General features: G+C 39.5%; 28 protein-coding genes, 4 tRNA genes and 1 riboswitch. Of the genes, 19 read left to right on the top strand and 13 right to left on the bottom strand.

All coding sequences use genetic code 11. From position 1 onward, the window contains the following. The first annotated feature begins 65 nt into the window (after window positions 1–65). Window positions 66–1,931 (top strand): DNA primase, encoded by a 1,866-nt coding sequence (locus RFX69_RS12965; protein ID WP_230349114.1) that lies wholly within the window; start codon window positions 66–68, stop codon window positions 1,929–1,931. Here the strand turns inward: RFX69_RS12965 and hemA are convergent. Next, the gene (hemA, locus tag RFX69_RS12960; RefSeq protein WP_000007423.1) at window positions 1,928–3,211 is read right to left on the bottom strand and encodes a glutamyl-tRNA reductase; all 1,284 of its coding nucleotides are present in this window, start codon (window positions 3,209–3,211) and stop codon (window positions 1,928–1,930) included. The genes RFX69_RS12965 and hemA overlap by 4 nt on opposite strands. An 88-nt stretch (window positions 3,212–3,299) precedes the next feature. Between hemA and RFX69_RS12955 the strand changes: the two genes are divergently transcribed. The 11 genes from RFX69_RS12955 to panD all read left to right on the top strand — a co-directional run bounded on the left by RFX69_RS12955 (window position 3,300) and on the right by panD (window position 9,378). Continuing rightward, a complete protein-coding gene (locus RFX69_RS12955; RefSeq protein ID WP_001088484.1) occupies window positions 3,300–5,009 on the top strand; it encodes a tetratricopeptide repeat protein in 1,710 nt (569 codons plus the stop codon). 4 nt (window positions 5,010–5,013) lie between these two features. Further along, window positions 5,014–5,592, top strand: coding sequence for a lipoprotein insertase outer membrane protein LolB (lolB, locus tag RFX69_RS12950; protein ID WP_000039823.1), 579 nt, complete (start codon window positions 5,014–5,016; stop codon window positions 5,590–5,592). An 18-nt stretch (window positions 5,593–5,610) separates the two neighbouring features. Continuing rightward, a complete protein-coding gene (gene ispE, locus RFX69_RS12945; RefSeq protein WP_000621870.1) occupies window positions 5,611–6,444 on the top strand; it encodes a 4-(cytidine 5'-diphospho)-2-C-methyl-D-erythritol kinase in 834 nt (277 codons plus the stop codon). Next, window positions 6,443–6,517 (top strand) — tRNA-Gln (locus RFX69_RS12940). Before ispE ends, RFX69_RS12940 begins: the two co-directional genes overlap by 2 nt. 27 nt (window positions 6,518–6,544) lie before the next feature. Then, window positions 6,545–6,619 (top strand) — tRNA-Gln (locus RFX69_RS12935). A gap of 21 nt (window positions 6,620–6,640) precedes the next feature. Beyond that, window positions 6,641–6,715, top strand: a tRNA-Gln gene (locus tag RFX69_RS12930). 91 nt (window positions 6,716–6,806) lie between these two features. Further along, window positions 6,807–6,881 (top strand) — tRNA-Gln (locus tag RFX69_RS12925). 36 nt (window positions 6,882–6,917) lie between these two features. After that, on the top strand, window positions 6,918–7,868 hold the full coding sequence (locus tag RFX69_RS12920; RefSeq protein ID WP_001133287.1) for a ribose-phosphate pyrophosphokinase: 951 nt from the start codon (window positions 6,918–6,920) through the stop codon (window positions 7,866–7,868). 99 nt (window positions 7,869–7,967) lie between these two features. Next, complete coding sequence (rplY, locus tag RFX69_RS12915) at window positions 7,968–8,264, top strand: 50S ribosomal protein L25 (protein WP_001273421.1); 297 nt, start codon at window positions 7,968–7,970, stop codon at window positions 8,262–8,264. Window positions 8,265–8,284: 20 nt separating this feature from the next. After that, complete coding sequence (pth, locus tag RFX69_RS12910; protein WP_000065592.1) at window positions 8,285–8,866, top strand: aminoacyl-tRNA hydrolase; 582 nt, start codon at window positions 8,285–8,287, stop codon at window positions 8,864–8,866. A 131-nt stretch (window positions 8,867–8,997) separates the two neighbouring features. After that, complete coding sequence (panD, locus tag RFX69_RS12905; RefSeq protein ID WP_000952664.1) at window positions 8,998–9,378, top strand: aspartate 1-decarboxylase; 381 nt, start codon at window positions 8,998–9,000, stop codon at window positions 9,376–9,378. Window positions 9,379–9,433: 55 nt separating this feature from the next. Here panD and RFX69_RS12900 read toward each other — a convergent pair whose 3' ends face one another. Both RFX69_RS12900 and RFX69_RS12895 read right to left on the bottom strand, forming a co-directional pair. Then, a complete protein-coding gene (locus RFX69_RS12900; RefSeq protein ID WP_289332890.1) occupies window positions 9,434–9,994 on the bottom strand; it encodes a GDYXXLXY domain-containing protein in 561 nt (186 codons plus the stop codon). Then, window positions 9,994–11,775 carry a DUF2157 domain-containing protein gene (locus tag RFX69_RS12895; RefSeq protein WP_289332889.1) on the bottom strand — a complete coding sequence of 594 codons (1,782 nt, stop codon included), beginning with the start codon at window positions 11,773–11,775 and terminating at the stop codon, window positions 9,994–9,996. The genes RFX69_RS12900 and RFX69_RS12895 overlap by 1 nt, the downstream gene beginning before the upstream one ends. A gap of 176 nt (window positions 11,776–11,951) precedes the next feature. After that, window positions 11,952–12,102, top strand: a riboswitch (FMN riboswitch). A gap of 90 nt (window positions 12,103–12,192) precedes the next feature. Between RFX69_RS12895 and ribB the strand changes: the two genes are divergently transcribed. Beyond that, on the top strand, window positions 12,193–12,852 hold the full coding sequence (ribB, locus tag RFX69_RS12890) for a 3,4-dihydroxy-2-butanone-4-phosphate synthase (protein ID WP_000096537.1): 660 nt from the start codon (window positions 12,193–12,195) through the stop codon (window positions 12,850–12,852). A gap of 65 nt (window positions 12,853–12,917) precedes the next feature. Here the strand turns inward: ribB and RFX69_RS12885 are convergent, their stop codons facing one another. After that, on the bottom strand, window positions 12,918–13,592 hold the full coding sequence (locus tag RFX69_RS12885) for an HAD-IA family hydrolase (RefSeq protein ID WP_000985174.1): 675 nt from the start codon (window positions 13,590–13,592) through the stop codon (window positions 12,918–12,920). A gap of 97 nt (window positions 13,593–13,689) precedes the next feature. Between RFX69_RS12885 and RFX69_RS12880 the strand changes: the two genes are divergently transcribed. After that, entirely contained in the window at window positions 13,690–14,457 is a 768-nt protein-coding gene (locus RFX69_RS12880) for a hydroxymethylpyrimidine/phosphomethylpyrimidine kinase (protein ID WP_001247943.1), read from the top strand. Window positions 14,458–14,502: 45 nt separating this feature from the next. On the opposite strand, the gene lysM is transcribed toward RFX69_RS12880, so the two are convergent. The 6 genes from lysM to RFX69_RS12850 form a co-directional block, all read right to left on the bottom strand. Next, window positions 14,503–14,976 carry a peptidoglycan-binding protein LysM gene (gene lysM, locus RFX69_RS12875; RefSeq protein WP_000522216.1) on the bottom strand — a complete coding sequence of 158 codons (474 nt, stop codon included), beginning with the start codon at window positions 14,974–14,976 and terminating at the stop codon, window positions 14,503–14,505. A 190-nt stretch (window positions 14,977–15,166) separates the two neighbouring features. Further along, on the bottom strand, window positions 15,167–15,403 hold the full coding sequence (gene acpP, locus RFX69_RS12870; RefSeq protein WP_001279871.1) for an acyl carrier protein: 237 nt from the start codon (window positions 15,401–15,403) through the stop codon (window positions 15,167–15,169). Between the two features lie 84 nt (window positions 15,404–15,487). Continuing rightward, the gene (fabG, locus tag RFX69_RS12865; protein ID WP_000191300.1) at window positions 15,488–16,222 is read right to left on the bottom strand and encodes a 3-oxoacyl-ACP reductase FabG; all 735 of its coding nucleotides are present in this window, start codon (window positions 16,220–16,222) and stop codon (window positions 15,488–15,490) included. Then, window positions 16,219–17,205 carry an ACP S-malonyltransferase gene (gene fabD / locus RFX69_RS12860; protein WP_001274818.1) on the bottom strand — a complete coding sequence of 329 codons (987 nt, stop codon included), beginning with the start codon at window positions 17,203–17,205 and terminating at the stop codon, window positions 16,219–16,221. Before fabD ends, fabG begins: the two co-directional genes overlap by 4 nt. Before the next feature lie 152 nt (window positions 17,206–17,357). Continuing rightward, on the bottom strand, window positions 17,358–17,543 hold the full coding sequence (gene rpmF / locus RFX69_RS12855) for a 50S ribosomal protein L32 (RefSeq protein ID WP_000290730.1): 186 nt from the start codon (window positions 17,541–17,543) through the stop codon (window positions 17,358–17,360). A gap of 74 nt (window positions 17,544–17,617) precedes the next feature. Continuing rightward, a complete protein-coding gene (locus RFX69_RS12850) occupies window positions 17,618–18,178 on the bottom strand; it encodes a DUF177 domain-containing protein (protein ID WP_001275712.1) in 561 nt (186 codons plus the stop codon). 96 nt (window positions 18,179–18,274) lie between these two features. On the opposite strand from RFX69_RS12850, the gene RFX69_RS12845 reads away from it, so the two are divergent. The 5 genes from RFX69_RS12845 (at window position 18,275) to rluB (ending at window position 22,222) form a co-directional block, all read left to right on the top strand. Continuing rightward, entirely contained in the window at window positions 18,275–18,937 is a 663-nt protein-coding gene (locus tag RFX69_RS12845) for an elongation factor P hydroxylase (RefSeq protein WP_289332888.1), read from the top strand. 89 nt (window positions 18,938–19,026) lie between these two features. Beyond that, the gene (locus RFX69_RS12840; RefSeq protein ID WP_000902820.1) at window positions 19,027–19,644 is read left to right on the top strand and encodes an L-threonylcarbamoyladenylate synthase; all 618 of its coding nucleotides are present in this window, start codon (window positions 19,027–19,029) and stop codon (window positions 19,642–19,644) included. A gap of 228 nt (window positions 19,645–19,872) precedes the next feature. Beyond that, window positions 19,873–20,664 carry a ScpA family protein gene (locus tag RFX69_RS12835; RefSeq protein ID WP_001076479.1) on the top strand — a complete coding sequence of 264 codons (792 nt, stop codon included), beginning with the start codon at window positions 19,873–19,875 and terminating at the stop codon, window positions 20,662–20,664. After that, complete coding sequence (scpB, locus tag RFX69_RS12830; protein WP_000093856.1) at window positions 20,661–21,257, top strand: SMC-Scp complex subunit ScpB; 597 nt, start codon at window positions 20,661–20,663, stop codon at window positions 21,255–21,257. Before RFX69_RS12835 ends, scpB begins: the two co-directional genes overlap by 4 nt. Before the next feature lie 41 nt (window positions 21,258–21,298). Then, a complete protein-coding gene (gene rluB / locus RFX69_RS12825) occupies window positions 21,299–22,222 on the top strand; it encodes a 23S rRNA pseudouridine(2605) synthase RluB (protein WP_001291249.1) in 924 nt (307 codons plus the stop codon). A gap of 52 nt (window positions 22,223–22,274) precedes the next feature. Here rluB and bioD read toward each other — a convergent pair whose 3' ends face one another. Genes bioD through RFX69_RS12810 form a run of 3 tightly spaced genes read right to left on the bottom strand, consistent with a single transcriptional unit; the run spans window position 22,275 to window position 24,835 of the window. Next, window positions 22,275–22,931, bottom strand: coding sequence for a dethiobiotin synthase (gene bioD, locus RFX69_RS12820; RefSeq protein WP_289332887.1), 657 nt, complete (start codon window positions 22,929–22,931; stop codon window positions 22,275–22,277). Beyond that, window positions 22,932–23,681, bottom strand: coding sequence for a malonyl-ACP O-methyltransferase BioC (gene bioC, locus RFX69_RS12815; RefSeq protein WP_000055881.1), 750 nt, complete (start codon window positions 23,679–23,681; stop codon window positions 22,932–22,934). Continuing rightward, a complete protein-coding gene (locus tag RFX69_RS12810; protein WP_000054329.1) occupies window positions 23,678–24,835 on the bottom strand; it encodes an 8-amino-7-oxononanoate synthase in 1,158 nt (385 codons plus the stop codon). The genes bioC and RFX69_RS12810 overlap by 4 nt, the downstream gene beginning before the upstream one ends.

The raw sequence follows: 24,835 nt of genomic DNA, 5'->3' as shown, positions 1-24,835 counted from the left end.
TCGATTCATCATGTCAGAATAATCTGACCTATCGCATCATTAGTTTAAACACGGTTATCTGAATTATGGCAATTCCACAGCATACGATTGATCAGATCTTAGATCGCACAGATATTGTCGATCTGATTGGTCAACGTGTGAAACTGAAAAAAACCGGACGAACTTATTCTGGTTGTTGCCCTTTTCATCAAGAGAAAACGCCTTCTTTCCATGTTTACCGCGATAAACAGTATTATCACTGCTTTGGCTGTCAGGCGAACGGAAACGCTATTCGCTTCCTAATGGACATTGATAACCGAAACTTTATTGATGTAATGAAGGAATTATCGAGTAATACGGGAATCGAATTACCAAAAGATAATAATGATAATAAAAAACTGTCTTATACGCGCCAAGTTACAAAGCCATCAACACCGCCCAAAACAGTTGCTGAACCGACTACTCAAGCACCTATAGAAGATCAGTACAATACGTTTGAACCCGTATATTTTGATGATCCCTTTGCCCAGTTTGAACAGCCATTTAGCTTTGATGAGCCAGTACAAGAAGGTAATTTATATGACCTTCTAGAAAATGTTGCCCAGTTTTATGAACATCAATTACCGACTAGTCAAAAAGCTAAAAATTACTTTAAGCAACGCGGTTTAAGTGACCAGACTATTCAGTTCTGGCGTTTAGGTTATGCTCCTGAAGACTGGCAGCATCTGGAAAAAGCTTTCCCTTATGATATTGAGGGCTTAAAGCAACTTGGTCTCATCCGTTCAAGTGACAGTGGTCGTGACTTCGACCTTTTACGTGATCGTGTTATTTTTCCAATTCGGGACCCTAAAGGCCGTGTAGTTGGCTTTGGTGGTCGTGCACTCAATGATGAAATTAAGCCTAAATACATCAACTCGCCCGATTCGGAAGTATTCCACAAAAATCAATTACTATATGGGCTATATGAAGGCCGAAAATTAAAAGCAAATGACTGGTTAATGGTCGAAGGATATATGGATGTCATTGCTTTACAGCAATATGGCATTACTGGTGCAGTTGCGACTTTAGGAACAGCAAGTAATACCGAACACCTTAATATCTTATTTAAACAAAATAACCGGATTACGATTGCTTTTGACGGTGATGCTGCAGGTCAAAAGGCCGCACGCCGAACTTTAGAAATTGCATTACCCTTACTCAATGATGGTCGTGAGCTCAAATTCTTTGTATTGCCAAATGACCATGACCCTGACTCTTTAATCCGCCGTGAAGGGGTGGAAAACTTCCAGAAGCTTCTACAGCAAGCTCCTTTACTTTCTGACTTTGTTTTTGCTCATCTTACTGGGCAACATGACATTAGTACGCCCGAAGGTAAAAGTCTTGTTATGGGCGAATTAAGAGAGTTGACCGAGTTATTGCCAAAACAAGGGTCTTTTCGCTATCTACTAACCCAATCTTTCCGTGAAAAATTAGGCTTAGGTAAGCGCTTCACTCCACAAATTAGCCACGATGCATCCCTATCTTTTAATATTCAAACGAAAGATGAAGACTTTGCAATTGCAATTTTGATGCACCATCCGTTTCTTTATATTCATTTTGAAGGATTACGGGCTTATATTCCGCAAGATGAGTTGTTGGCTAAAATATTAGCAATTTTAAACCGTATATTTGACGAATTGCCTGATGACCAAGAACTAGCTACCTATTATGTTTTAGGTGCTTGTAGCAGTTATTGCCATGAAATTGCAGATATTATGCAAAGGACCAACATTCAAGCCTTAACTCAAGCACCGGAAGTAGCAGATAAACTCGCTAAAGAATATGCTTTAGGCTTACAAGAAAGATATTTACGTCAAAAACTAAAATCTAAAATCTCATTAGTTGAGTCAAGAAACTTAAGACAACAACTCAATGAACTTACCAAACAGATTAGCTTAAGACTTCTTTCTTAACGTTTGGGTTTTCGCTCATGATCAAATACATCCTGTAAATGCTGCTGTAACCATTCAAAATAGTCCGGACTCTCTGCTTTTGCAGCTTCACGCAACAACATAGAGGTCGGATGTATTAGTTTTTGCGTCAAACGATGGGCAAATTGCTGCAACACTTGCTCAGGATTTCCACCATGATGCAGAGCCTCTAATGCATGGGTAAGCTCTCGCTGGCTAATTTCTTCACTATGTTGGCGATAAGCATGAATTGTACTGCCCGCCTCTTTGACTTTTTGATGCGTAATTAGCTGGGTAGCTAGCTGATTAACCATCACCTCAGCTTCAACAGCCGCTTGACGACGTTGAGCCAAGTTTTCATCGATCACACTTTGTAGATCATCTACGCCGTATAAATACACCCCATCAAGCGACTCTACTTTAGGGTCAATATCACGCGGTACAGCTAAATCGACCATTAACATTTGCTGATAACGGCGTTTTTTTAATGCAGTTTTGACATCTGCATAAGCAATAACCTGATGCAAACTACCCGTACAGCTTGAAACAACATCGGCACGATATAGATTCTCAGCCAAATCTGAAAAATCAATAATCTCAACTTCAACTTGATGTGCAATTTCTTGGGCCAATTGATCGGCGCGTTCACGGCTACGATTACAAATAATCATCTTGGCAACGCCCATTTCAGCTAAATGCTTGGCAACAAGGCTGTTCATTTCGCCAGCAGCAACCACCATAACCGTTAGTTTTTCAGGTTTACTAAAAACCTGTAAAGCGAGCTGGGCAACTGCATAACCCATTGAAACGGCATGACTACCTACAGCTGTTTCAGAGCGCACACGTTTAGCGGCGTAAAAAGCGTACTCAAATACACTATTTAATTCGGGAGAAACTGTTTGCGCTTCTTTAGACAATGCTAGAGCACTTTTCACCTGCCCTAAAATTTGCGGTTCGCCCAACATGAGTGAGTCCAAACCACTTGCTACACGCATTAAATGTGTGATGGCTTGAGCATTTTCGTAACGATAAACATGATGAATTAACTGCTTTACATCAATATTATTGGCATCGGCTAACCATTTCAGAAGGCTTTCGGCATCTTCCGCCATGGCGTAGACTTCTGTACGGTTACACGTTGAGACAACCACTAAGTCTTTTAAAGACTCGTGATGGCGTTGTTCGGCAAGCAAATTACTTAATCGCTCTGCATTGAAAGCAATTTGCTCGCGGAGTTCTACAGAAGCTGTTTGATGGTTGACACCCAATGCAAAGAAAGACATATCAGATCATCATTTCGCTAAATTTATGCTATTGTGCAACATCGGTGTCATAAAAAGCATTACTTTGGATCAATAAAAATTGCGTCAAATGAATAGCCGTATTAATTTTAACGGTGCTTCGATAAGACAGTATTCTACCACATTCTTATTGTTAGGTAGCATGTCCTCATATGTCTATGCACGTCCAGTGCAAGAGACCTATGCCGTGCATTCATTTGATCAGGCTTTACAGCAGAGTATGGTTGCTGAATTTGCCTTAGCTTATGACGATATTCCCACAGCACTGCACAATTACACAGTGCTTGCGATAAAAAGCAACTCAACAACAATTAAACAGCGTGCATTAGACGTTGCACTTGAATATAACGACTTACAAGCTGCCCTAAATATTGCAACACATTGGGTTGTTCAAGAGCCTAAAGATGTCCCTGCTCTATTTTATTTATCGCATATTGCACTAAAAACACACGAATATCAGCTTGCTGCCGAGACTTTAGATAAAATTTTAAAAATAGATCCAACTGCCGATCTTGAACAAATTTTGGCAAGCATTGCACCTGAAAATGCACAGGATCGAGAAGTTTTATTAACCGCTTTACGTTCTAGTGCAGAGAAAGACAACCCATCCATCTTAGCGCTTATTGCCAACCTAGAAGCACAAAATGGTCAGTTAGAACCGGCCTTAAGTACCATTAATCGCGCACTACGACGTCGTCCTAAAGTGACCAGCTTTATTTTAATGAAAGCCAATTTACTAATCGCACTCAGTGATCAGGAAGGTGCTTTAAAATGGTATGCAAAATCAAGCCGTAAATATAAGAAAAATCTAGATATTCGCCTAGCCGAAGTACGTTACCTCATCCAGATTAATCAACCCCAGCTTGCTCTTGAAAAATTAGAGAAAATTATTGAAAGCAATCCTCATGCTGAAGAGGCTTTGTTTATTGCTGGTTTAACCAGTATTGACCTTAAGCAATATGACAAAGCAGAACAATATTTGGTTGATTTACGCAACTCTGCAAAATATCAAAATGAGGCGTATTACTACTTAGCGATTAATGCTGAAAGAAAACAACATTATGAAACTGCTAAAGCTTACTACCGTTTAGTCGATGGTAGTTTGTATATTGTTTCAAGACGCAATCTCATTGCGATCTATGATAAACAAGAAAACTTACACGACGCTTTACGCTTTTTAACCCAAGAGCGAGTCAATTATCCTCAGCATGCAAGCTTTCTTTACCAAGCTCAAGCTGAAATTTTAAAGAAGATGGGCAATAAAAAAGCTGCATTAAATTTATTAGATGAAGCGATCAAAAACTTACCGGATGATCCGGAGCTCATCTATGCAGAAGTTTTATTATTAGACCCTTATACTGACCGCGATAAACTCGATAAAACACTCAAACAATTATTGCAGTTAGAACCCAATAGCCCAACGTATCTAAACGCCTATGCTTATACATTAGCTTTGCAAAATCGTAGGCTTAAGGAAGCACGTCAATATGCTGAACAGGCTTTAGAATATGCCCCAGAACAAGCTTCTATTCTGGATACGCTAGGCTATATCGCATTTTTACAAAATGATTATGAAGCGGCTGCGGAAGCTTTAGGCAAAGCATATGAACTAAGTCATAACATAAATATTGGCATTCGTTACGCTAAGGCACTTTATATGCAAGGATCATTAACTCAGTTCAGTGCCGTGTTACAACAACTGAAACAAAAGCACGCAAATGATCCACAATTACAACAACTTGATGCGTTAATTTTACCTACATCTGCAAAAAAGAGTTAAATTTATGAGCAAACTTGCCCAACTGTGCACAGCGATCTGTGGATCAAGTGTTTTATTTTTAACCGGTTGTCAGCATTTTACTCAACCTAAAGCTGCAGTTACCCACCAAGTACAAGACGAAAAACACTTCAATTTACAAGGTAAAATTGGAGTACGCACCCCCCAGCAAACTGGTAGTGCATTCTTTACATGGATTCAACAGCAAGACAATTTCGATATCGAATTAAGCGGTATTTTAGGTGTTGGAAAAACACAAATACAGGGTAAACCTGGTGAAGTTACTCTAAACAGTGCTAAAACTGGACTGATTACGGCTGCATCTCCTGAAGAACTTTTAGAGCGTGCAACTGGCTGGCAAGCACCAATTACTCATTTAACCAGTTGGATTTTAGCGAAACCTGCAACTTTAAGTGCTCAAATTAGTAAAGATAATGCAAATCGTGTGAGCCAACTCATCGAAGATGGCTGGACAGTTAATTTTAGTTATGATGGTGAACAAACTCTACCAAATAAACTGGTTTTAAAACAGGCTCTTGCTGAAGATAAAGAAAACCGTATTACAATGGTGATCCAAAACCGCTAATCCTTATTATATAAATCTATGATTCGAGTACCTTCTCCAGCTAAGCTCAACCTGTTTTTGCATATCACAGGACGTCGTGAAAATGGTTACCATGAACTACAAACCATTTTCCAACTTATTGATTTATATGACTGGATGACATTTACGCCTTTATCTGAAGATGAGATTCAGATTGAAGGTTTAGGTGAAGTTCAACTTGAGCAAAATCTGATTTATCGGGCGGCACAGATATTACGCCCTCACGCTCAAAATCCTTGCGGACTCCATATAAAAATTGAAAAAAATATTCCGATGGGTGCTGGTTTAGGTGGCGGTTCTTCCAATGCAGCAACGACGCTTATTGTCTTAAATCAATTATGGCAATGTGGTCTAACTGAAGAACAATTAGCTCAGTTCGGTGTCAAGCTTGGTGCCGATGTTCCAATTTTTATTTATGGGTTAAATGCATGGGCTGAAGGGATTGGTGAACATTTATCATTCATAGACTTAGATCAAAAACAATTCATTGTTTTAAAACCTGATTGTTTTATCAGCACTCAACTGCTTTTTTCACAAAAAACATTGACAAGAGATTCTAAGCCCACTACATTTTGCGCCTATCAGTTAGAACCTTCTAATTTCGGAAATAACTTTGAGCCTCTGGCTAGAGAGTTATACCCTGAAGTTGAAGAAGCAATGCAATATCTCGACCAGTTTGGTCATGCAAAGCTTACAGGTACAGGTGCTTGTGTTTTTGCTGAGGTAACCGATGAAATGAATGTTGATGACATTCTTAAACATGCACCATGTAAAGCTTACTTGGTACATAGTTTAAAAGAATCTCCTTTACGTCATTTTAAAGTTGCAAGTTAGGGGCGTCGCCAAGTGGTAAGGCAGCGGGTTTTGATCCCGCCATCCGTTGGTTCGAATCCAGCCGCCCCTGCCATTTTCCACCTGTAATGATGATTGTATTAGGGGCGTCGCCAAGTGGTAAGGCAGCGGGTTTTGATCCCGCCATCCGTTGGTTCGAATCCAGCCGCCCCTGCCATCTTAATACAGCATCGAATTTAGGGGCGTCGCCAAGTGGTAAGGCAGCGGGTTTTGATCCCGCCATCCGTTGGTTCGAATCCAGCCGCCCCTGCCATTCTCTTATTTAAAAGACAGACTTAATTGCCTTGCTTTTTGTTGATTAACCTTGACATTGCATTGCAAAAATATTAAAGTTCTGCCGCATTAGGGGCGTCGCCAAGTGGTAAGGCAGCGGGTTTTGATCCCGCCATCCGTTGGTTCGAATCCAGCCGCCCCTGCCATCTACTTCATTACATACCAACCGCCAAGGGTGCTTCATGCCCAATCTTGTCGTTTTTAGTGGAAATGCTCATCCACAGTTCGCTCAAAAAGTCGTAAGTCACTTACATATCCCTCTAGGTGCTGCATCAGTCGGTCAGTTCTCTGATGGTGAAATTTCAGTAGAAATTACTGAAAATGTTCGTGGTAAAGACGTATTTATCGTTCAGCCTACTTGTGCTCCAACCAATGACAACCTTATGGAAATCTTGGTTATGGCAGATGCTTTGCGTCGTGCAAGTGCTGGTCGTATTACTGCTGTTATCCCTTATTTTGGTTATGCTCGCCAAGACCGTCGTCCACGTTCTGCACGTGTGCCGATCACAGCGAAAGTTGTTGCAGACATGCTTACCACTGTTGGTATTGACCGTGTCGTAATGATTGACTTACATGCTGACCAAATCCAGGGCTTCTTCGATATTCCAGTCGACAACATCTACGGTACTCCTGCTTTGCTTGCTGACTTACGTCAACAACAACATGACAACCTTATGGTGGTTTCTCCTGACGTTGGCGGTGTTGTACGTGCTCGTGCCGTTGCTAAACAGATGGGTGATATCGATTTAGCAATCATCGACAAACGTCGTCAAAAAGCCAACGAGTCGCAAGTTATGCACTTGATTGGTGACGTAAAAGATCGTGATTGCGTTATCGTAGACGACATGGTTGATACAGCTGGTACATTGTGTAAAGCAGCTGATGCGCTTAAACAATTCGGTGCACGTCGTGTTGTTGCTTACGCAACTCACCCTGTACTTTCAGGTAAAGCAATTGAGAACTTACGTAACTCTGTTATTGATGAGTTAGTTGTAACTGACACAATTCCTCTTTCTGAAGAAGCATTAAACTTAGGTAAAATTCGCCAAGTTTCTGTTGCTAGCATGGTTGCTGAAACGATTCGTCGTATTAATAACGAAGAGTCTATCAGCGCGATGTTCGATAGTTTATAATATTGCAGCTTTTTTCTTAACCCTAGCTTTGGCTGGGGTTTTCTATCACTAAACTGGTCGCAAGTTTAGTTTATTTAATCTTTAATGAGGATTTATCTCATGGCAAACTTCGTATTAAACGCTCAAGCGCGTGCTGAAGACAAACAAGGGAAAGGTGCGAGCCGCCGCCTTCGTCGCGAATCTTTAGTTCCAGCTATCATCTACGGTGGTAACGCTGAGCCTGTAGCAGTTACTTTAGAACTTCGTGAGCTTGTAAAAGCTTTAGAAAGCAACGCTTTCTTTGAAGAAGTTGTTGAAATCAAAGTAGGTGACAAAGTTGAAAACGTTAAAATCCAAGCGTTACAACGTCACCCAGCTAAAAACACTCCTATGCACGCTGACTTCAAACGCGCATAAGTGTTTAAAGGCGTAGATTAGTGTCAAATATTTCGCTAATTGTTGGTTTGGGCAATCCTGGTTCAGAATATGCCCAAACCCGCCATAATGCAGGTTTCTGGTTCGTCGAACAGCTTGCAGATAAATATGGCATTACATTAAAAAATGATCCAAAATTTCACGGAATCAGTGGTCGTGGTAATATAGAAGGGCACGATGTTCGCTTACTTCTACCTATGACTTATATGAATCGTTCCGGACAAAGTGTTGTTCCTTTCTCAAAGTTCTATCAAATTGCTCCTGAAGCAATTCTGATTGCTCATGATGAACTTGATATGAACCCTGGTGTAATTCGCCTCAAAACAGGCGGTGGACACGGCGGTCATAACGGTTTACGTGATATTGTCCCGCATATTGGCCCAAATTTTCATCGTTTACGTATTGGTATTGGACATCCTGGCTCCAAAGAAAAAGTTTCTGGACATGTGCTCGGGAAAGCACCAAGTAGTGAACAAAGCCTGATGGATGGAGCAATCGATCATGCTCTCTCTAAAGTAAAGTTACTTGTTCAAGGGCAAGTACCACAGGCCATGAATCAAATTAATGCGTATAAACCAGCTTAAATTGTTGAACAATCAAGCTTGCTATCTTGCTTTTTTAGGAGCAAAATGCGCATCAGCCACCTAGCCGGCGGCAAAGGCGAAAGATTTCACCATAAGATCTTCATCTTAGATCTACTCAGGAGACGCTAGCCATGCTATCTCGTTTATTAAAATGCAAAATTCACCGTGCAGTTGTAACCCATGCTGAACTTCACTATGAAGGTTCTTGTGCAATTGATGGCGTATTGATGGACTTAGCTGGTATTCGTGAATACGAAGAAATCCACGTTTGGAACGTAACTAATGGCAAGCGCTTCACAACTTACGCAATTCGTGGTGAAGATAACTCTGGCATTATTTCAGTAAATGGCGGCGCTGCTCACCAAGCAGATGTGGGTGATTTAGTTATTATTGCTACTTTTGGTGATTTCACAGAAGCTGAAGCAAATGCCCATAAACCACGCTTGGTATATGCAAACCCAGATAACACAGTCAATCACACAGCGAACTGTATTCCTGTGCAAGTTGCCTAATTAAAGATTTAAAAATAATAAAAAGCCCGTAAATACGGGCTTTTTTTATAAGACTTTATAAACTTCTGGCAGTTCCCTTCCACCAGCTCTGTTGCTGCTTACAATTTAGAGGCTGTAGCTCTTCTCCACGTAAATCAAATAAAATCGCCTCTCCTTTTGCATTTACCTTAAATTCAGCATATTTCGCTTTCTCATAGCAATGAGCTAAGCCTTCGGCAAATAAGAAACTGCGAGAAGCTGGGTACAAAGATTGATAGTGATTGTCCGGATTTTTTAAAATTAAATTCTGCTCATTAGATAAAGAGTTAGGGTCTAAAATAGTACGGATTACTCGATTTCGTGAATCTAAAATAACTTTTGCTGGAACAGAAGCATGATTAAAAATCACCTGATCTAAAGCTTCACTTTCACTTCCTGTCAGAGCTTTGAGAGATTGTAAATTTAATTCATAAGCCAACGCCATGTAGTCCCCTTGTAAAATAGAACGAGGATCAACTGGTTTCAGCTTAATAAAAATACTTTTACTCTGATTCAGGTGCCATTCATTTTTCATCACTAAACCTGCAAAAAATAAAACAGTGACTATTGCAAGCATAAGAGAGAAATACTTTTTCATTACTTTTCTCCCTCAATACAATTAATTTTAGCTTCTTTCATAAGTAGCCCATATAGAGCCAGCAATATAATGCCCGACACCAAGATTGATGCACTTTTAGCTAAAAAACTTAATTGTAAACTGTAATAAAGTTGCCAAAGCACAAAGGCAAATACTACGAGCGTAGCACCATAAACAATGCGAACTTTATTTTTTAAAGTCCATGTCAAAATAACAAATAAGATGAATACTTCAAAATAGCCGAGTGCAATAAGTAATATGCCAAAAATTAAAAAGGCAAAAAAAGTTATACCGTGAAGTTGCCGATAGAGATAGAAAAAACTAAAGCATAATAACCATACGCACGGCAATGCATAAAGGAACCATAGTGACTGATCAGCCGAATCAACAAGTGCTAATCCTATAAAGGTATCAAAGAATGAACTCACCCAAATTACAACGAGCGTACATAAGAAGATACTCCGCTTATACGATACGACCGCTTTACTTCCTATCAGTAGTACCGAGCTAAAAACCAAATAGTTAAGTAAGACTAAATTTAAATAAGTCTGAGTAGAGTTTAAGGACCATAATGAATGATCCATTTGTAGTAGATAGATTACTGCTATACCATAAGTTGCAAGCATTTGAATTAAAATAAAGAACCAGTGAGGGTTAAGAAAATAACTAATACATAAAATAAAGATCTGGGCAATCAATACCCATAAAATTTGATCTGTTTCAGAACCAAGATGAAATAAAAAAGCAGTCTGTCCACTCACAAATAAACAATATGCAAACTGCCGGATGAAATAACTTTGCGATTTTGTTAGTAAAGTTATAGCTACAGCAACAAAGATGATTCCAATAATTAAGGAAATAGTATCCCAAAACACCAAAGTAAATGCTGCAAGCGCTAGACCAGCAAGCCAAGCACCAATTGCCAAAGGAATGATATAAAAACGGCTTTGACGGAAAATCTTGATTAAGAAATAACTAATGAGTGCAAACCAAGTAAAAATAATCCCCGCGATCAATAAAAAGATGAACTCATTAGAATCTTTAAATAGTTGATTAATACCATCCACAAGCCATATGGTAGCCGTCACACCAAGAACAGCAGCCATTAAACTGGCACATAACTGATCATCTTTATTAAAAAAATAATAAAAAGCGATGATTCCTAGAAAAAAAGCCGAGATCAGATAAGGTAAATTTTCTCTTGATAGGAATTGAATCATTCCTGTTATTGAAATAACAGCAAACCAAGCAATAAAAATAAAACGTAAAGCCGTATATTTCTTTTGACAGATCCAAAACTGCACAAGACTTAATAGATTTAGAGCAAAAAGATAAAGATAGGGAAATTTTTCTGCCCAGAAAGTCTGTTTAAAAAATAAAAATAGGGTGAGTTGGCTTGTAATACAAATTAAAGCAAAGATTCCAATATTTGGTCGATATAGCCACGGCAATAAAAGCAAAGTCCAAATCAAGAAAAGTAAATAACTGTCTGCACCAGTTTGATAAACTTGCCCAATTACAGCCAAACTCAAACCGACCATCAACCCGCAGATACCATGTAAAGTTTGCCTTACTCCCTCACTTAAAGTCTTCTTGACACTCACCCAAGCTGTCATAAGTAATATAACAGGTGGAATAATGAGTTGAATGCTATCTGGAAGCATCAACCAATTAGCAGCAATTAAGTACAGAATACTGAGCGCCATAAATACATAACTGAAAATATGGAGATGCTGAATAAATAAAGTATTCCTAAAAGGATAATAATCTCTTATCTGCATGAAACACCGGTTTTACTTATAATTTTCTAGAAAAAACATAACACTCACTTTTAAGCTCAACAAGTAAGCTCTTGTTAAAAAGCCTATTTCAATTTATGAAAATACTTATTCATAAAGAGACTTAGCATTCTACAAAAGCATCTAGCCAATTTTGCCAAGCGCGCTATAATAAAACCCATCGCTTCAGGGCGGGGTGTAATTCCCCACCGGTGGTAAAGTTAATTTTTATTGTTAAATTAACAAGCCCACGAGCTTAAATTATGTAATTTGAGCAGATTTGGTGAAACTCCAAAGCCGACGGTATAGTCCGGATGAAAGAAGACGACGAACTGGAATAAATCCATTTTATTTCAGTGCCAGCCTGTTTTTGCATCAGTCCTGAAATGTTCAACCGTATTCTTACGAGAGCGTTTCATTATGTCTAGTTTAATTCAACCAGAACTTTTTTTCTCAGCCCTCTCTCCTGCTGAGCAACGCATTCAACAAGCATTAGAAGATATCCGTCAAGGCAAACCTGTCTTGGTGATGGATGACTTCGATCGTGAAAATGAAGCAGATTTAATTGTTGCAGCAGAAACCCTAACTGTTGAGACCATGGCACGTATGATTCGTGATGGCTCAGGTATCGTATGTTTATGCCTTACTGAAGAGTTAGCTGATCATCTTGAACTTCCACCAATGGTTTCTCAAAACTCAAGTCAGTTTCATACTGCATTTACAGTGACTATTGAAGCTGCTCAAGGCGTTACCACTGGTGTTTCTGCTAAAGACCGTGTAACCACAATTAAAACTGCTATTAAAGATGGTGCTGTTGCAAGTGATCTTAACCGTCCAGGCCATGTTTTCCCATTACGCGCACGTAATGGTGGCGTGCTTACCCGTCGAGGTCATACGGAGGGGACTATTGATCTAGCAAGATTAGCTGGTTTAAAACCTGCTGGAGTGTTATGCGAATTAACCAATCCGGATGGGACAATGGCATCAGGAATTCAAGTTTTAGCATATGCTCAAACTCATCATTTAACCGTGATTACAATTGAAGAGCTTGTACAATATCGTCAACAACACGGTATTTAAAAATAAATAAAAAGGTTTGACTTGTTCACTTGCAGGTCAAACCTCTAAATTATAATTCTTGAAATTTAAGAAACTTTCTTTTGTGCGGCCTGTTCTTCAACATAATCTAAAAGTTCAGAAAATTTTGTAATCTTTGCTTTAGGTTGTGCTTGAGCAAGTTCTTCTGGTGTCCCATAACCATAAGTCACCGCTACCGCTTCAATACCATTATGACGGGCACCTAAAACATCATATTGACGATCACCCACCATCAAGCATTCTTCTGGGTTTAATTGCTCACGTTCAAGAATATAATGGATAAGCTCAGCTTTATTGGTCCGCTCACCCGTTAATTCACTACCGTAAATTTGTACAAAATATTGGCTTAATTCAAAATGATCTAAAATTCGTTTTGCATAAATCGTTGGTTTAGCAGTAGCAACGAACAAACGATACCCTTCTGCTTTTAAGGCCTTAAGTGTTTCCGCAACAGATGGATATACTTCATTTTCAAATAAACCAATCACCGAGAAACGCTCACGGTAAGCAAGTAAAGCTTGCTCAGCTAGTGCATCATCTTGAGTAGCTAATAATTTTGCTAATGACGCTTTTAAAGGTGGGCCAATCGTCCAATCAATATTTAAATCGGCAGCTAATGGATAACCTAACTTATCCATTGCATAACGAATTGATGTATGGATACCAACTTTAGGGTCTGTTAAGGTTCCATCTAAATCAATCAAAATATGTTTTATAGCCATTCAATCACTAACCCAGTAAAGTATTTAATTCAATTGGTCGAGAGTTTAATTAAACTCTCTTATACTAACGTAAATTTAAATTGAAAAGGAAATAACCGTGCGTCCAACCGTACTTTGTTTCTCGGGTTTAGACCCTTCAGGTGGTGCAGGTTTACAAGCCGATATTGAAGCGATTGGACAAAGTGGTGCACATGCAGCAATTGCATGTACAGCCCTCACCATTCAGAATTCTCAACAAGTATTTGGCTTTGAAGCAACCTCAAAAGAACTATTATTAGCCCAAGCAAATGCTGTTGTAGGCGATTTACCCATTAAATGTGTTAAGTCTGGCATGCTAGGCACTACCGATAATATTGCGGCTCTAGCCGAATTTTTACGTGCTCATCCTGACTATCAATATGTACTTGACCCTGTCTTAGTTGCAAACAGTGGCGGTTCGTTAGGAGACCAAGCAACTTTAGTTAAAGCATTTGTTGAACTGATTCCCCTAGCGACACTTATTACTCCAAATACAGTTGAATTGCGTGCTTTAACAGGCGTTACCGACTTAGATCAAGCAACCCAAAAGTTATTTGAAATGGGTGCCAAGGCCGTATTGGTGAAAGGTGGACATGAAGACACACCTAACTTTATTAAAAATAGTTTATATATTGATGGCGAGCTTGCAGCAAGTAGTACATGTCCGCGCCTTGAAGGTGAATATCATGGCTCAGGTTGTTCATTAGCGAGTTTTATTGCAGGTCGTTTAGCTCTAGGTGACTCTTTAAAAATTGCAGTTCAACATGCAGAAACATGGTTATTTGGTGTGTTAAAAAATGCTGAAACACCTGTACCCAATGGACAAAAGATTCCAAAACGGTTTTAACCAATAAATAAAAAAGGCGCTTAAAGCGCCTTTTTTATATTCCTATTACTGAGGAATACGTAAAACTTGTCCTGGAAAAATCTCATCTGGATCTTTCAGCATTGGTTTATTCGCTTCAAAGATTTTTTGATATTGATTGGCATCACCATAAAACTCTTTGGCAATTTTTGAAAGATTATCGCCAGATTTCACTGTATAAAATTTGCTTTCTGGCTCAGGAGTTGCAACAGTCATCTGGTCATCTACTTGTGCCACATGATCTACATTACCCACAATAAGAATGATTTTTTCTTTATCTGCTTGGCTTTGGACTTGCCCTTTAATAATAGCAGTGTCAGTTGAGCCATTATATGTTACAGATAAGCCTTCCACCCCAAGGCCTAAGCTTTTAATCAATCCCAATAATTTATTCGCAATTTCTTGTGCAGAAGGTTCTGCTGGTGTTGCTGGAGCTGCTTGTGGTTCTGCTGGCGCGGTATTTTTCTTACCAATACCTTTTACAAAATCAAAAAGACCCATTTTTTAGTCCTCATATTATTGTTTATAGTAAAGTCATTAAACTGACCCTTATTGTTATACTTGAAAAAAGAGATGCCTCTGCTATCAATTGAGGTTGATCTTGTAAAAATATGTATCTCTATCAACTATCTTACTCGTATAAAAAAAGCCACCTTACGGTGGCCTTCTTTTTTAATCAGCAATATGCGAATTAACCAAGTTTTTTAGTTACATAGTCAATTGCAGATTGAACTGTAGTGATTTCGTTTGAATCTTCATCAGGGATAGTGATGTCGAAGTCATTTTCGAAAGACATAACAAGTTCAACTAAATCTAAAGAGTCAGCACCCAAGTCATCCATGAAAGATGCTTCGTTTTTAATCTCTTCAGCTTTAAGACCAAGTTGTTCTGCAACCGCTTGTTTAACGCGTTGTTCGATATCGCTCACAGGAATTCTCCTCATTGCTTGTGGCGTTTGATTTGCCACTAGTTTAATTGAATATAAAAATTTTTAAAAGTTTATACATCGGCGTTAGGCCATGTATAAACCACCATTTACATGTAATACCGTACCGGTAATGTAACCTGCTTTATCACTTGCAAGGAAACTCACCGCATTTGCGATATCTTGTGGCTCACCTAAGCGATTTAAAGCCACTTGATCACTCATTTTTTTGCGAATGTCTTCACTAAGTGCATCTGTCATTTCTGTTGCAATAAAACCTGGTGCCACACTGTTTACAGTGATTTGGCGACTACCCATTTCTTTTGCAAGACTACGGCTAAATGCTTCAATACCTGCTTTAGCAGCAGAATAGTTTGCTTGGCCTGGGTTTGCAAAGTGAGCTACAACAGAACTGATATTAATAATGCGACCAAAACGTGCTTTCGTCATACCCTTAAGCACACGTTTAGATAAACGATAAACGGCTTTAAGGTGGATATTAAGGATGTCATCCCAATCATCTTCCGACATACGAAGCAACAAATTGTCTTTCGTAATACCTGCATTGTTAACGAGAACAAGTACAGGACCATAGTTCTGTTCAATATGAGACACGACTGCTTCAATCTCATCGAGATTACGCACATCGAGAGCCAAACCTGCACCTTGTTCACCAAAGCTATCAGTTAGCTTTTGTGCACCAGATTCAGAAGTCGCAGTACCTACGACAAAATAACCGTCTTGAATAAGTTGCTGGGCAATTGCAGCGCCAATGCCCCGACTCGCGCCCGTTACTAATGCAACTTTGCGTTCTTGTGTCATGCAATTTTTCCTTCTGCCACTAAAACAGCATTTAGGGCATCTTCCATTTTGCTCTTACTATCAATAGAAAAAGCTTTTTCAATATTTGGTAAACGCTTTGCGAGATTACTCAATACTGTACCTGGGCCACACTCAACAATGTACTGAATACCTTGGTCTTGTAGAGACTGCATGGTACGTGTCCATTGTACAGACTGGTACAATTGTGCTGTTAAAGCCTGACGTAATTGAGCAACATCGGTAGCAATTCCCGCGTTGACATTTTGTATTACAGGAATGGTAGGTAGCTCAATGGCAGTTTGTTCCAAAGCTTCTGCAAATTTTTCTGCTGCCGGCTTCATCAATGAACAATGTGATGGAACAGAAACCGGTAAAGCAATTGCTTTAGCAGATTGTTCTTTTGCCAATGCCATAACTTGCTGTACAGATGCAGTACTACCAGCAATCACAACTTGACCTTGTGAATTATAGTTTGCTGCTTCAACTGAACCTTGGCCTGATGCAGACACGCTCTGGCATAATTCAACTACTTTATCATCAGCTAAACCAAGAATAGCAGCCATAGCGCCTTCCCCTTGAGGAACAGCATTTTGCATGAGTTTTCCACGCAAATTAACTAACTTAACTGCATCCGCCAAACTCATTGAACCTGCTGCAACTAAAGCGCTGTATTCACCTAAAGAGTGACCTGCAAGGTATTTAGGGGCTAAACCACCTAAATCTAACCATAAACGCCATAAAGCAATACTGGCAGTTAATAATACAGGCTGGGTATTTTCTGTTTGGTCTAAACCTTCACCACTTTGTGCAATGTGCCAAAGATCAAATCCTAGCGCGTCTGAAGCTTCGGCAAAAGTTTGCCCAACTCCACTAAACTGTTCTGCGAGTTCAGCGAGCATACCAACTTTTTGTGAACCTTGACCTGGAAACACAAATGCAGTTTTTGTGGCTAAAGCTACTTGTTCAAGACGTTTAGCAGACATAAGAAATCCTTTTTGGGTTTTCACTCATTTCTCTGGAGCGGAAATTTAACATTTAATTTGTATATTTATAATTGCGAAAAACAACAAAAAAAGGGAGCTTTCGCTCCCATTTTTTCTATACTTAAGCATCACGCTTAATGCATATCATGCAATTATTCAGCATCAGCTGCTTTAGCGAATAATTGGCGACCACGGTAGAAACCGTCTTTAGTCACGTGGTGACGACGATGAGTTTCACCAGTTGCTTGGTCTACTGTTAATGCATTCTCGGTTAAAGCGTCATGTGAACGGCGCATGTCACGGCGAGAGCGACTTTTACGGTTTTGCTGAACGGCCATGATGGCTCCTTACAAAGATCGAAAAAATGGATCAGAACAAATTCAGTTGTCTTATCCCATAATCATAACACAAATTATGAGTTAAGTTTACCCTTCAAACCTGCCAAAACATCAAACGGATTATCCCGTTTCTCTTCGACAACGTTCTGAATGGTAGGTTGATGTTTATGTTCACAAGCATCATGCTTGGGAGATAAAGGCATCAACAATAACAGTTCATCTTCTAGTAATGCGAGTAAGTTGATCGAGGCAGGTGTATCAAAATCACCTTTTGTCGAAGACTCACTTTCACCTAAAACGATGAAATCAGCATCCTCATCCAAGCGCTCTATCAGTGACTCATCATCTACAAGTGCAATATGAAAGTCAGAAACAATTGGCATTTCAACAGGTTCCAAACAACGTTGGCACTCCATTGGAACTTTTGTTTCCATGTGACCATCTAACCACACAATGCGATGATAGGCATCCATTGATAGCTTACAGTCTATGTTGATCAATTGGTTATCAATTGACCCAACAGCTTCACGAGCAATACGAGCAAAGCGAGACAATGGCAGTTGACCTGACCATGTAAAGCCTTGTTCAGCCCATTTAAACGGCTCAATCTGTGCCGGAAAGGTATTTGCTGACATAATTAAGGCGGCAATTCTACAAATTCATCGGTACTCTGTCAAAGATTAAGATACAATTTTGTACTTCTTTAGACAGAACTCGGGGTAAATTAAGCAATGCACCTGTTGCAGCCGCAACCTGAAGTTAACACTTCATTACTCGTTTGCACCCATTCAACCCACCAGAACCCTCTTTTACCTGACGTGGTGCAACTCTCACCATGGCCAAGCTCAAAATTAGAGTCTGAGCAAGTTGATTGGCTTATTTTACACTTTAATCACTGGTTTTCCCACCATAATGTGACATTAGTTCGTGGAGAATTTGAACCAGAATATTTCCCGGCGAACGATCATGAGCCAGCGAAAATTCAATTTGCTCATGGTTTTTTCAATAGTGCTCTTCACGAAATTAGCCATTGGACAATTGCAGGTGCAAAACGTCGCCTATTACCCGATTTAGGTTATTGGTATGCGCCAGATGGCAGAACTAAAGAACAGCAAGATTTATTTGAACAAGTAGAAATCAAACCTCAAGCCATTGAATGGTTATTTGCACAGTCTTTTGGCAGAAAATTCAGAGTCTCGCTAGATAACCTTACGGGCGATGGTGGAGATGGCAGAAAGTTTAAAGATAATATTTATGCCCAAGTTCAACGTTACTTTTCTGGTGAAGCAAAGTTGCCTGCCGATGCAGCAAGATTCATTGAATGTATTTGCCAATGTACGCGAGCAGGTGCAGCATTACAATTAAATGAATTTAAACGTGAACTCCTTGATTAAATGACAAAAAAACTACGTAAGTTACTTGCTTCATAAGTTTGAAAGGTCTAATACTATTTTTAATAATGGCGTGATGGAGTCTCTAAAATATGCTGCATTTACATGTACATCCTGAAAATCCACAGCAACGCCTCATTGAACAAGCGGTTGAGCGTATTCGTGCCGGAGATGTTGTGGTCTACCCTACCGATGCTGCCTATGCAATCGGATGCCAGATTGGTAATAAAAATGCGATGGAACGGATTGCCCAGATTCGTGGTTTAGGTCCTAAACATCAATATGCAATTATGTGTTGCGATTTATCAGATATCGCGACTTATGCCAAAGTTGATAATGCGACGTACCGTTTACTAAAGGCAAATACACCAGCCATCACCACTTTCATTTTACCGGCAACCAGTGAAGTTCCACGTAGGTTAATGCACCCTAAAAAGAAAACGATTGGTCTACGTATTCCGAGTAATCCAATTTGTCAGGCTTTATTAAAAGAGCTCGGTGAACCTTTACTCACCAGTACATTAATTTTACCGGGGCAAGAAGATCCACTAGATGATCCTTACGATATTGAAAATCAATTAGCTAAGCGTATTGATGTCTTTATTGATGGCGGTTTTGGTACTTTAACAACCACGAGTATTGTTGATTTATCAGGTGAGCATCCTGAAATTATTCGTCGTGGTGTCGGTGATGTAAGTGCTTTTGAATAAGCACTTACTTTTCATTTTTTACCAATAGTTTAAAAAAAAGCATTATCAAGAAAAAAAATACTCTTTATTTAGTTTGGATTTTTTTTACACTTTAGTCGTTAAGCAATTTATTAAAAGTCACAATTCCTTTAGAATGCTTCTCACTATCTGCTGTTCTTCTGCTACAGCTCTTATTGACTTGAAAAACAAGTCTCATGCTTTTGAAAATTCGCGTGGCTTATAATCGTAATGAACCAATCACTTCATCAATCCATGGAAGACGTTCCACACATCCGTGTTTTAGATGAGTGGCACGATACGATTCCTGAGGATCTTTATATTCCTCCAGCTGCCTTTGAGATTTTGCTCGAACAGTTTGAAGGACCACTCGACTTTTTAATTTATCTGATTCAAAAAAACGGTTTTGATCTCATCCAGCTTGATATTGCTCCTATTGCAACTCAATATTTGGCTTATATGGATAGTATGAAATCCTTAAACATTGAGCTGACTGCCGACTATATGGTCATGGCTGCTTTATTGGCTGATTTGAAATCTCGCTTACTTTTACCTAAGCCTACTGTAGTAAGCATCGAAAAAGATCCTAAACAAGATCTTATTGATCGACTCGAAACTTATTTACGCATTAAACAAGCCGCTGAACGTTTAGGCCAAATGCCAGTTCTTGACCGTGATACATTCAGTGCCAATGTAAGCTTAGGTCATATTGCACCTGTTTATGAAGGTTATGATGTTTCAGCATTACACGATGCTTTGTTCTGTGTATTTAACCGTCCGGAACCTGTAACACACACAATTGCGCAAGAGCCTGTACTGTTAGAAGAACGTATTGCTTATATTGAAGAGAAATTAGAGTCAGGCGACGTGTTAAGTTTTAAAGAATTACTTAATCCCCAACAAGGCCGTATGGGAATGGTTGTAACTTTTATGGCTGTTTTAGAATTGACCCGACAACAAAAGATTAAGATTATTGCTACAGGAGTTGAAGCTCCACTAGCTATTCAAGGGTCTTCAATATGAGCAGTTTTGAACAAAATAATAATGATTTGTCATTAGCCGATATTCATCATGAAGTTTTATTACAGCTTGAAGCCATTATTTTTGCTAGTGAAGCGCCTGTCTCAATTGCCCGTTTAAAAGAAGCATTTAATAATCAATATAACAAACAACAGCTTCGTCAGCTTTTACAACAGCTTGCCCTGTTACAACATGGCCGTTCCATTGAGTTGATTGAAACTGCGCAGGGCTTTCGTTTTCAGGTAAGATCCAAATATCGCAATATCATTGCGCAGATTTGGCCAGAGCGACCAACAAAACTGTCGCCATCATTACTAGAAACGTTGGCTGTCATTGCGTATCATCAACCAGTCACACGTGCTGATATTGAACAAATTCGTGGTGTATCTAATAATAGTCAGATTCTCAGAACGCTATTTGACTGGAACTGGATTAAAGAAGCCGGTTTTAGAGATTTACCCGGAAGACCTGCGTTGCTAATTACAACGCCTCAATTTCTGAATGCTTTTGGTCTAGCCTCTCTAGGCCAATTGCCTCCCCTGCAGAACGCCAAGGAAGCATTTATGGCTCTCGATGCAAATGCACCGAAGTCATAAAGAGGTGGACTGTTGATCATTATGTCTAAGGTTGTGCTGTCATGAGTGAAAAATTGCAAAAAGTATTAGCGCGAATCGGATTAGGTTCTCGCCGATATATGGAAGAGGTTATTGCCGCAGGACGCGTGAGTGTGAACGGCCGCGTTGCCCAAGTTGGCGAGCGCATTGAACCAGGCGATGAATTACGCATTGATGGCCGTAAAGTTCAGTTCCAGATCGAAGATGAAATTCGTCGTCGTGTACTGATTTATTATAAACCAGAGGGTGAAATCTGTTCACGTAATGACCCTGAAAAGCGTCCAACCGTATTTGATCATTTACCACAAATTGCAAATGACCGTTGGGTAATGGTAGGCCGTCTAGATATTAACAGTACAGGTTTATTACTTTTTACAAACGATGGCGAGCTTGCTAACCGCTTAATGCATCCATCTAATGAAATTGAACGTGAATATGCTGTACGTGTAATGGGTGAAGTAACACCACAATTACGTCAAAACATGGTCAATGGTGTAGAGCTTGAAGATGGCCCTGCCAAATTCGAATCTTTCTCTGAAATTGGTGGTGAAGGTATTAACCGCTGGTATCAAGTTGTAGTGAAAGAAGGCCGTAACCGTGAAGTACGCCGTATTTTTGAATCACAAGGCCTTAAAGTAAGCCGCTTATTGCGTACTCGCTACGGTACAGTCATTTTACCACGCGAATTACGTACTGGTCGCTGGATGGAACTCGACAAAACTGACATCGATAACTTGGCAAAATCTGTTGAGTTAAAACCACGTCAAGGTACAGGCTTATTTGGTATGGCAAAACGTCGCACTGAACGTATGACAGAAAAGCCAATGGCAGCACGCCGTGGTGGTTACTTACGTCAGCAACGTCGTGATGATGAAAAAGAAGCGCCAGCTAACACAGGCAATCAGCGCAAATCGACTGGTTTTAACCGTGGATTTAAAAAGTTCTAAGTAAAGCTTTTAAATCAAAAAAACCGCTCAATTTAGAGCGGTTTTTTATGGCCTAATTTTTTAATTCATTCATTTTTGCTAATTCAATCCATTCAGCTTCAGGGAAATGAATGGCTAAATAGTCCTTCAAATAATTTGAAGTATCTTGAGAGATTAATGGATCTTTTGATTCATCTTTTAGGTTGTAAACCAAAGCTTTTAATTTCAGACCACGTGACTTAAGTGCCTCGAGACTAAGCAATGTATGGTTAATACTCCCCAAACGACCAGACGTCACCAAAATAACAGGAAACTGATGCTGAGCAACGTAATCAATAGTAAGTAAACTGGTGGTTAAGGGTACCATTAAGCCACCTGCACCTTCTAACAATACAATTTCAAAACGCTCAGCCAATGTTTGAGTCGCATTCTCAATTTTTTGAATATCGATCTCTCGGTTATCAAGACGCGTTGCTAAATGAGGTGAAGCAGGATAACTAAAGATTTCCGGCATAGTCAGCTTGTCATGATCTTCCTGAAACCAGCCTTGCCCCATAATTTCACGATGCTTCTGGATATCCTCAGAGATATCAGCATTACCTGTTTGAATAAGTTTTTGGGTAATTACTTTTTTCCCCTGCTCAGTCCATAATTTTGCTAAGAAACCTGTCGCGTAGGTTTTACCAATTTCGGTATCAATCCCACTCACAAAATAGATCTGGCCACTCATTTACTTCATTCTCCGGGCAATACAATAAATCGGGTGATATGTTAGGGAGTACCCCTCGGTGTGCTTAAACCGGTCATAATCTTGATAAAACTGCTGTAAAGATTGCTTAGTCCAACGATGCTGAGCAGTTGCTGTTACACCTGTTGCTTTTAAATGCTGCAACACAGCTTTAGGCGAATCGAAATAAAGCTGAGTTTCTGACTGTGCCAAATGCAAAATCTCAAAACCAGCCTGAGTTAAGGCACTATTCCAATTTTCAAGATTCCAATAATTTAAACCTTGTCCAGTTAACTCTTTAATTTCAATGAGGTTTTTAGGACCAAATGTTGAAAAGCATAGCCAGCCTTGCTCATTTAAAGCAGCATCGCAATGTTGAAGTAACCGTGGTAAATCTTGCATCCATTGCAAAGCTGAACCGGAAACAATCATATCGAGCTGCTGAGGGAGTTCTAAGGTTTCAACGTCTCCAATTAACCATTTCACATGTTCTTCATGATTAAAGTGCTGTTGCACCTCTGCATACAAATCATTTAAAACTAAATCTTCAATTTGAAAAGATTCAACAAGCAGACGAGTTAAATTGCCAGAACCACAACCAATTTCAAAGACACGTGACATCGTGCTTGGACAAAATTGCTTTAGTAAGTTCGTTAAGTTTTGGCAAATTTGTTTTTGGACAATTGCATGCTTTGAATAGCTTTGCCCTGCTTTAGCAAAACGTTGGGCAACCAAATTTTTATTCAAACTCACAGGAAACTCACCAAGGCTTCAAGTTCATGTTGCTCAACCATTGATGTTAAGGAAATGCGCAAACGCGAACTATTTTTAGGTACTGTTGGTGGACGTACAGGCATGGCATAAAAACCGCTTTCCTGAACCTGTTTCGCCTTATCGATAGCAGCCTGACTTTCTCCCACAATCACTGGAATAATATGGCTAGTCGATGGACTCACATACCCCTTTTGCACCACTGCTTGTTGAAGATATTGGCTAATATTTTTTAAATGTTTACGTTGAGATTGAGCGTTTAATACTTTTTGAAAAATAAAATTTGCCCAAGCCATAACAATCGGAGGTTGAGCAGTACTAAAAATAAGCGGGCGCATTTTATTAATGAGATAATCTTTAATAATTGGATGGCAAATAATATAACCACCGACTGCTGCTAGCGCTTTACCCAAGGTACCAACTAGAAAATCAATTTCCTGAATTACATTATATTGTTCGGCACACCCTAAACCCTGCTGTCCACGTACGCCAATTGAATGCGCTTCATCGACATATAACATGGTTTTAGCAAAGCGTTTTTTAAGCTGGACTAAAGCGGTTAAATCTGTTTCATCGCCATCCATACTAAAAATACTTTCCGTGACCACAATGATTCGTTCAATCTGGTCATCATCATGATACTTTTGTAGAAGTTGCTCTAAATGCTGTAAATCATTATGTCGATACCGCACATACTGGGCACCAGACAAACGGATCCCATCAATCATACTGGCATGAACTAACTTATCTGCCAGAATTAAAGTTTTACTATCAGCAACAGCGGGCAAAATACCAATATTCATATGGTAGCCACTATTAAATAATAGAGCCGCCCGACCACCAAATGCTTGGCTTAGGCTATTTTCCAACTGTTCATATTCATCAAAATTGCCCGTTAATAAACGTGAAGATGAAGAACTAAAATAGCTACGTTCTAATGGATAGCAATCTAAAAATTCTTGGCGAAGATCAATATCAGCTGCCAACCCAAGATAGTCATTTGAAGCTAAATTGAGCATCGTTTTATTTTGAATTGTAATAAAACGGCCATGCTGCACATTTTGGGTAAATTGTCTGAAATTACCTTGTCGTTTTAACTCATCTAACTCTGTAGCAAAATGATCGAGCAATGACAT

It is taken from the genome of Acinetobacter sp. 148, assembly GCF_031196675.1.
Taxonomy (GTDB): Bacteria; Pseudomonadota; Gammaproteobacteria; order Pseudomonadales; family Moraxellaceae; genus Acinetobacter; species Acinetobacter baumannii.
This window is presented reverse-complemented; position numbering and strand designations above follow the sequence as displayed.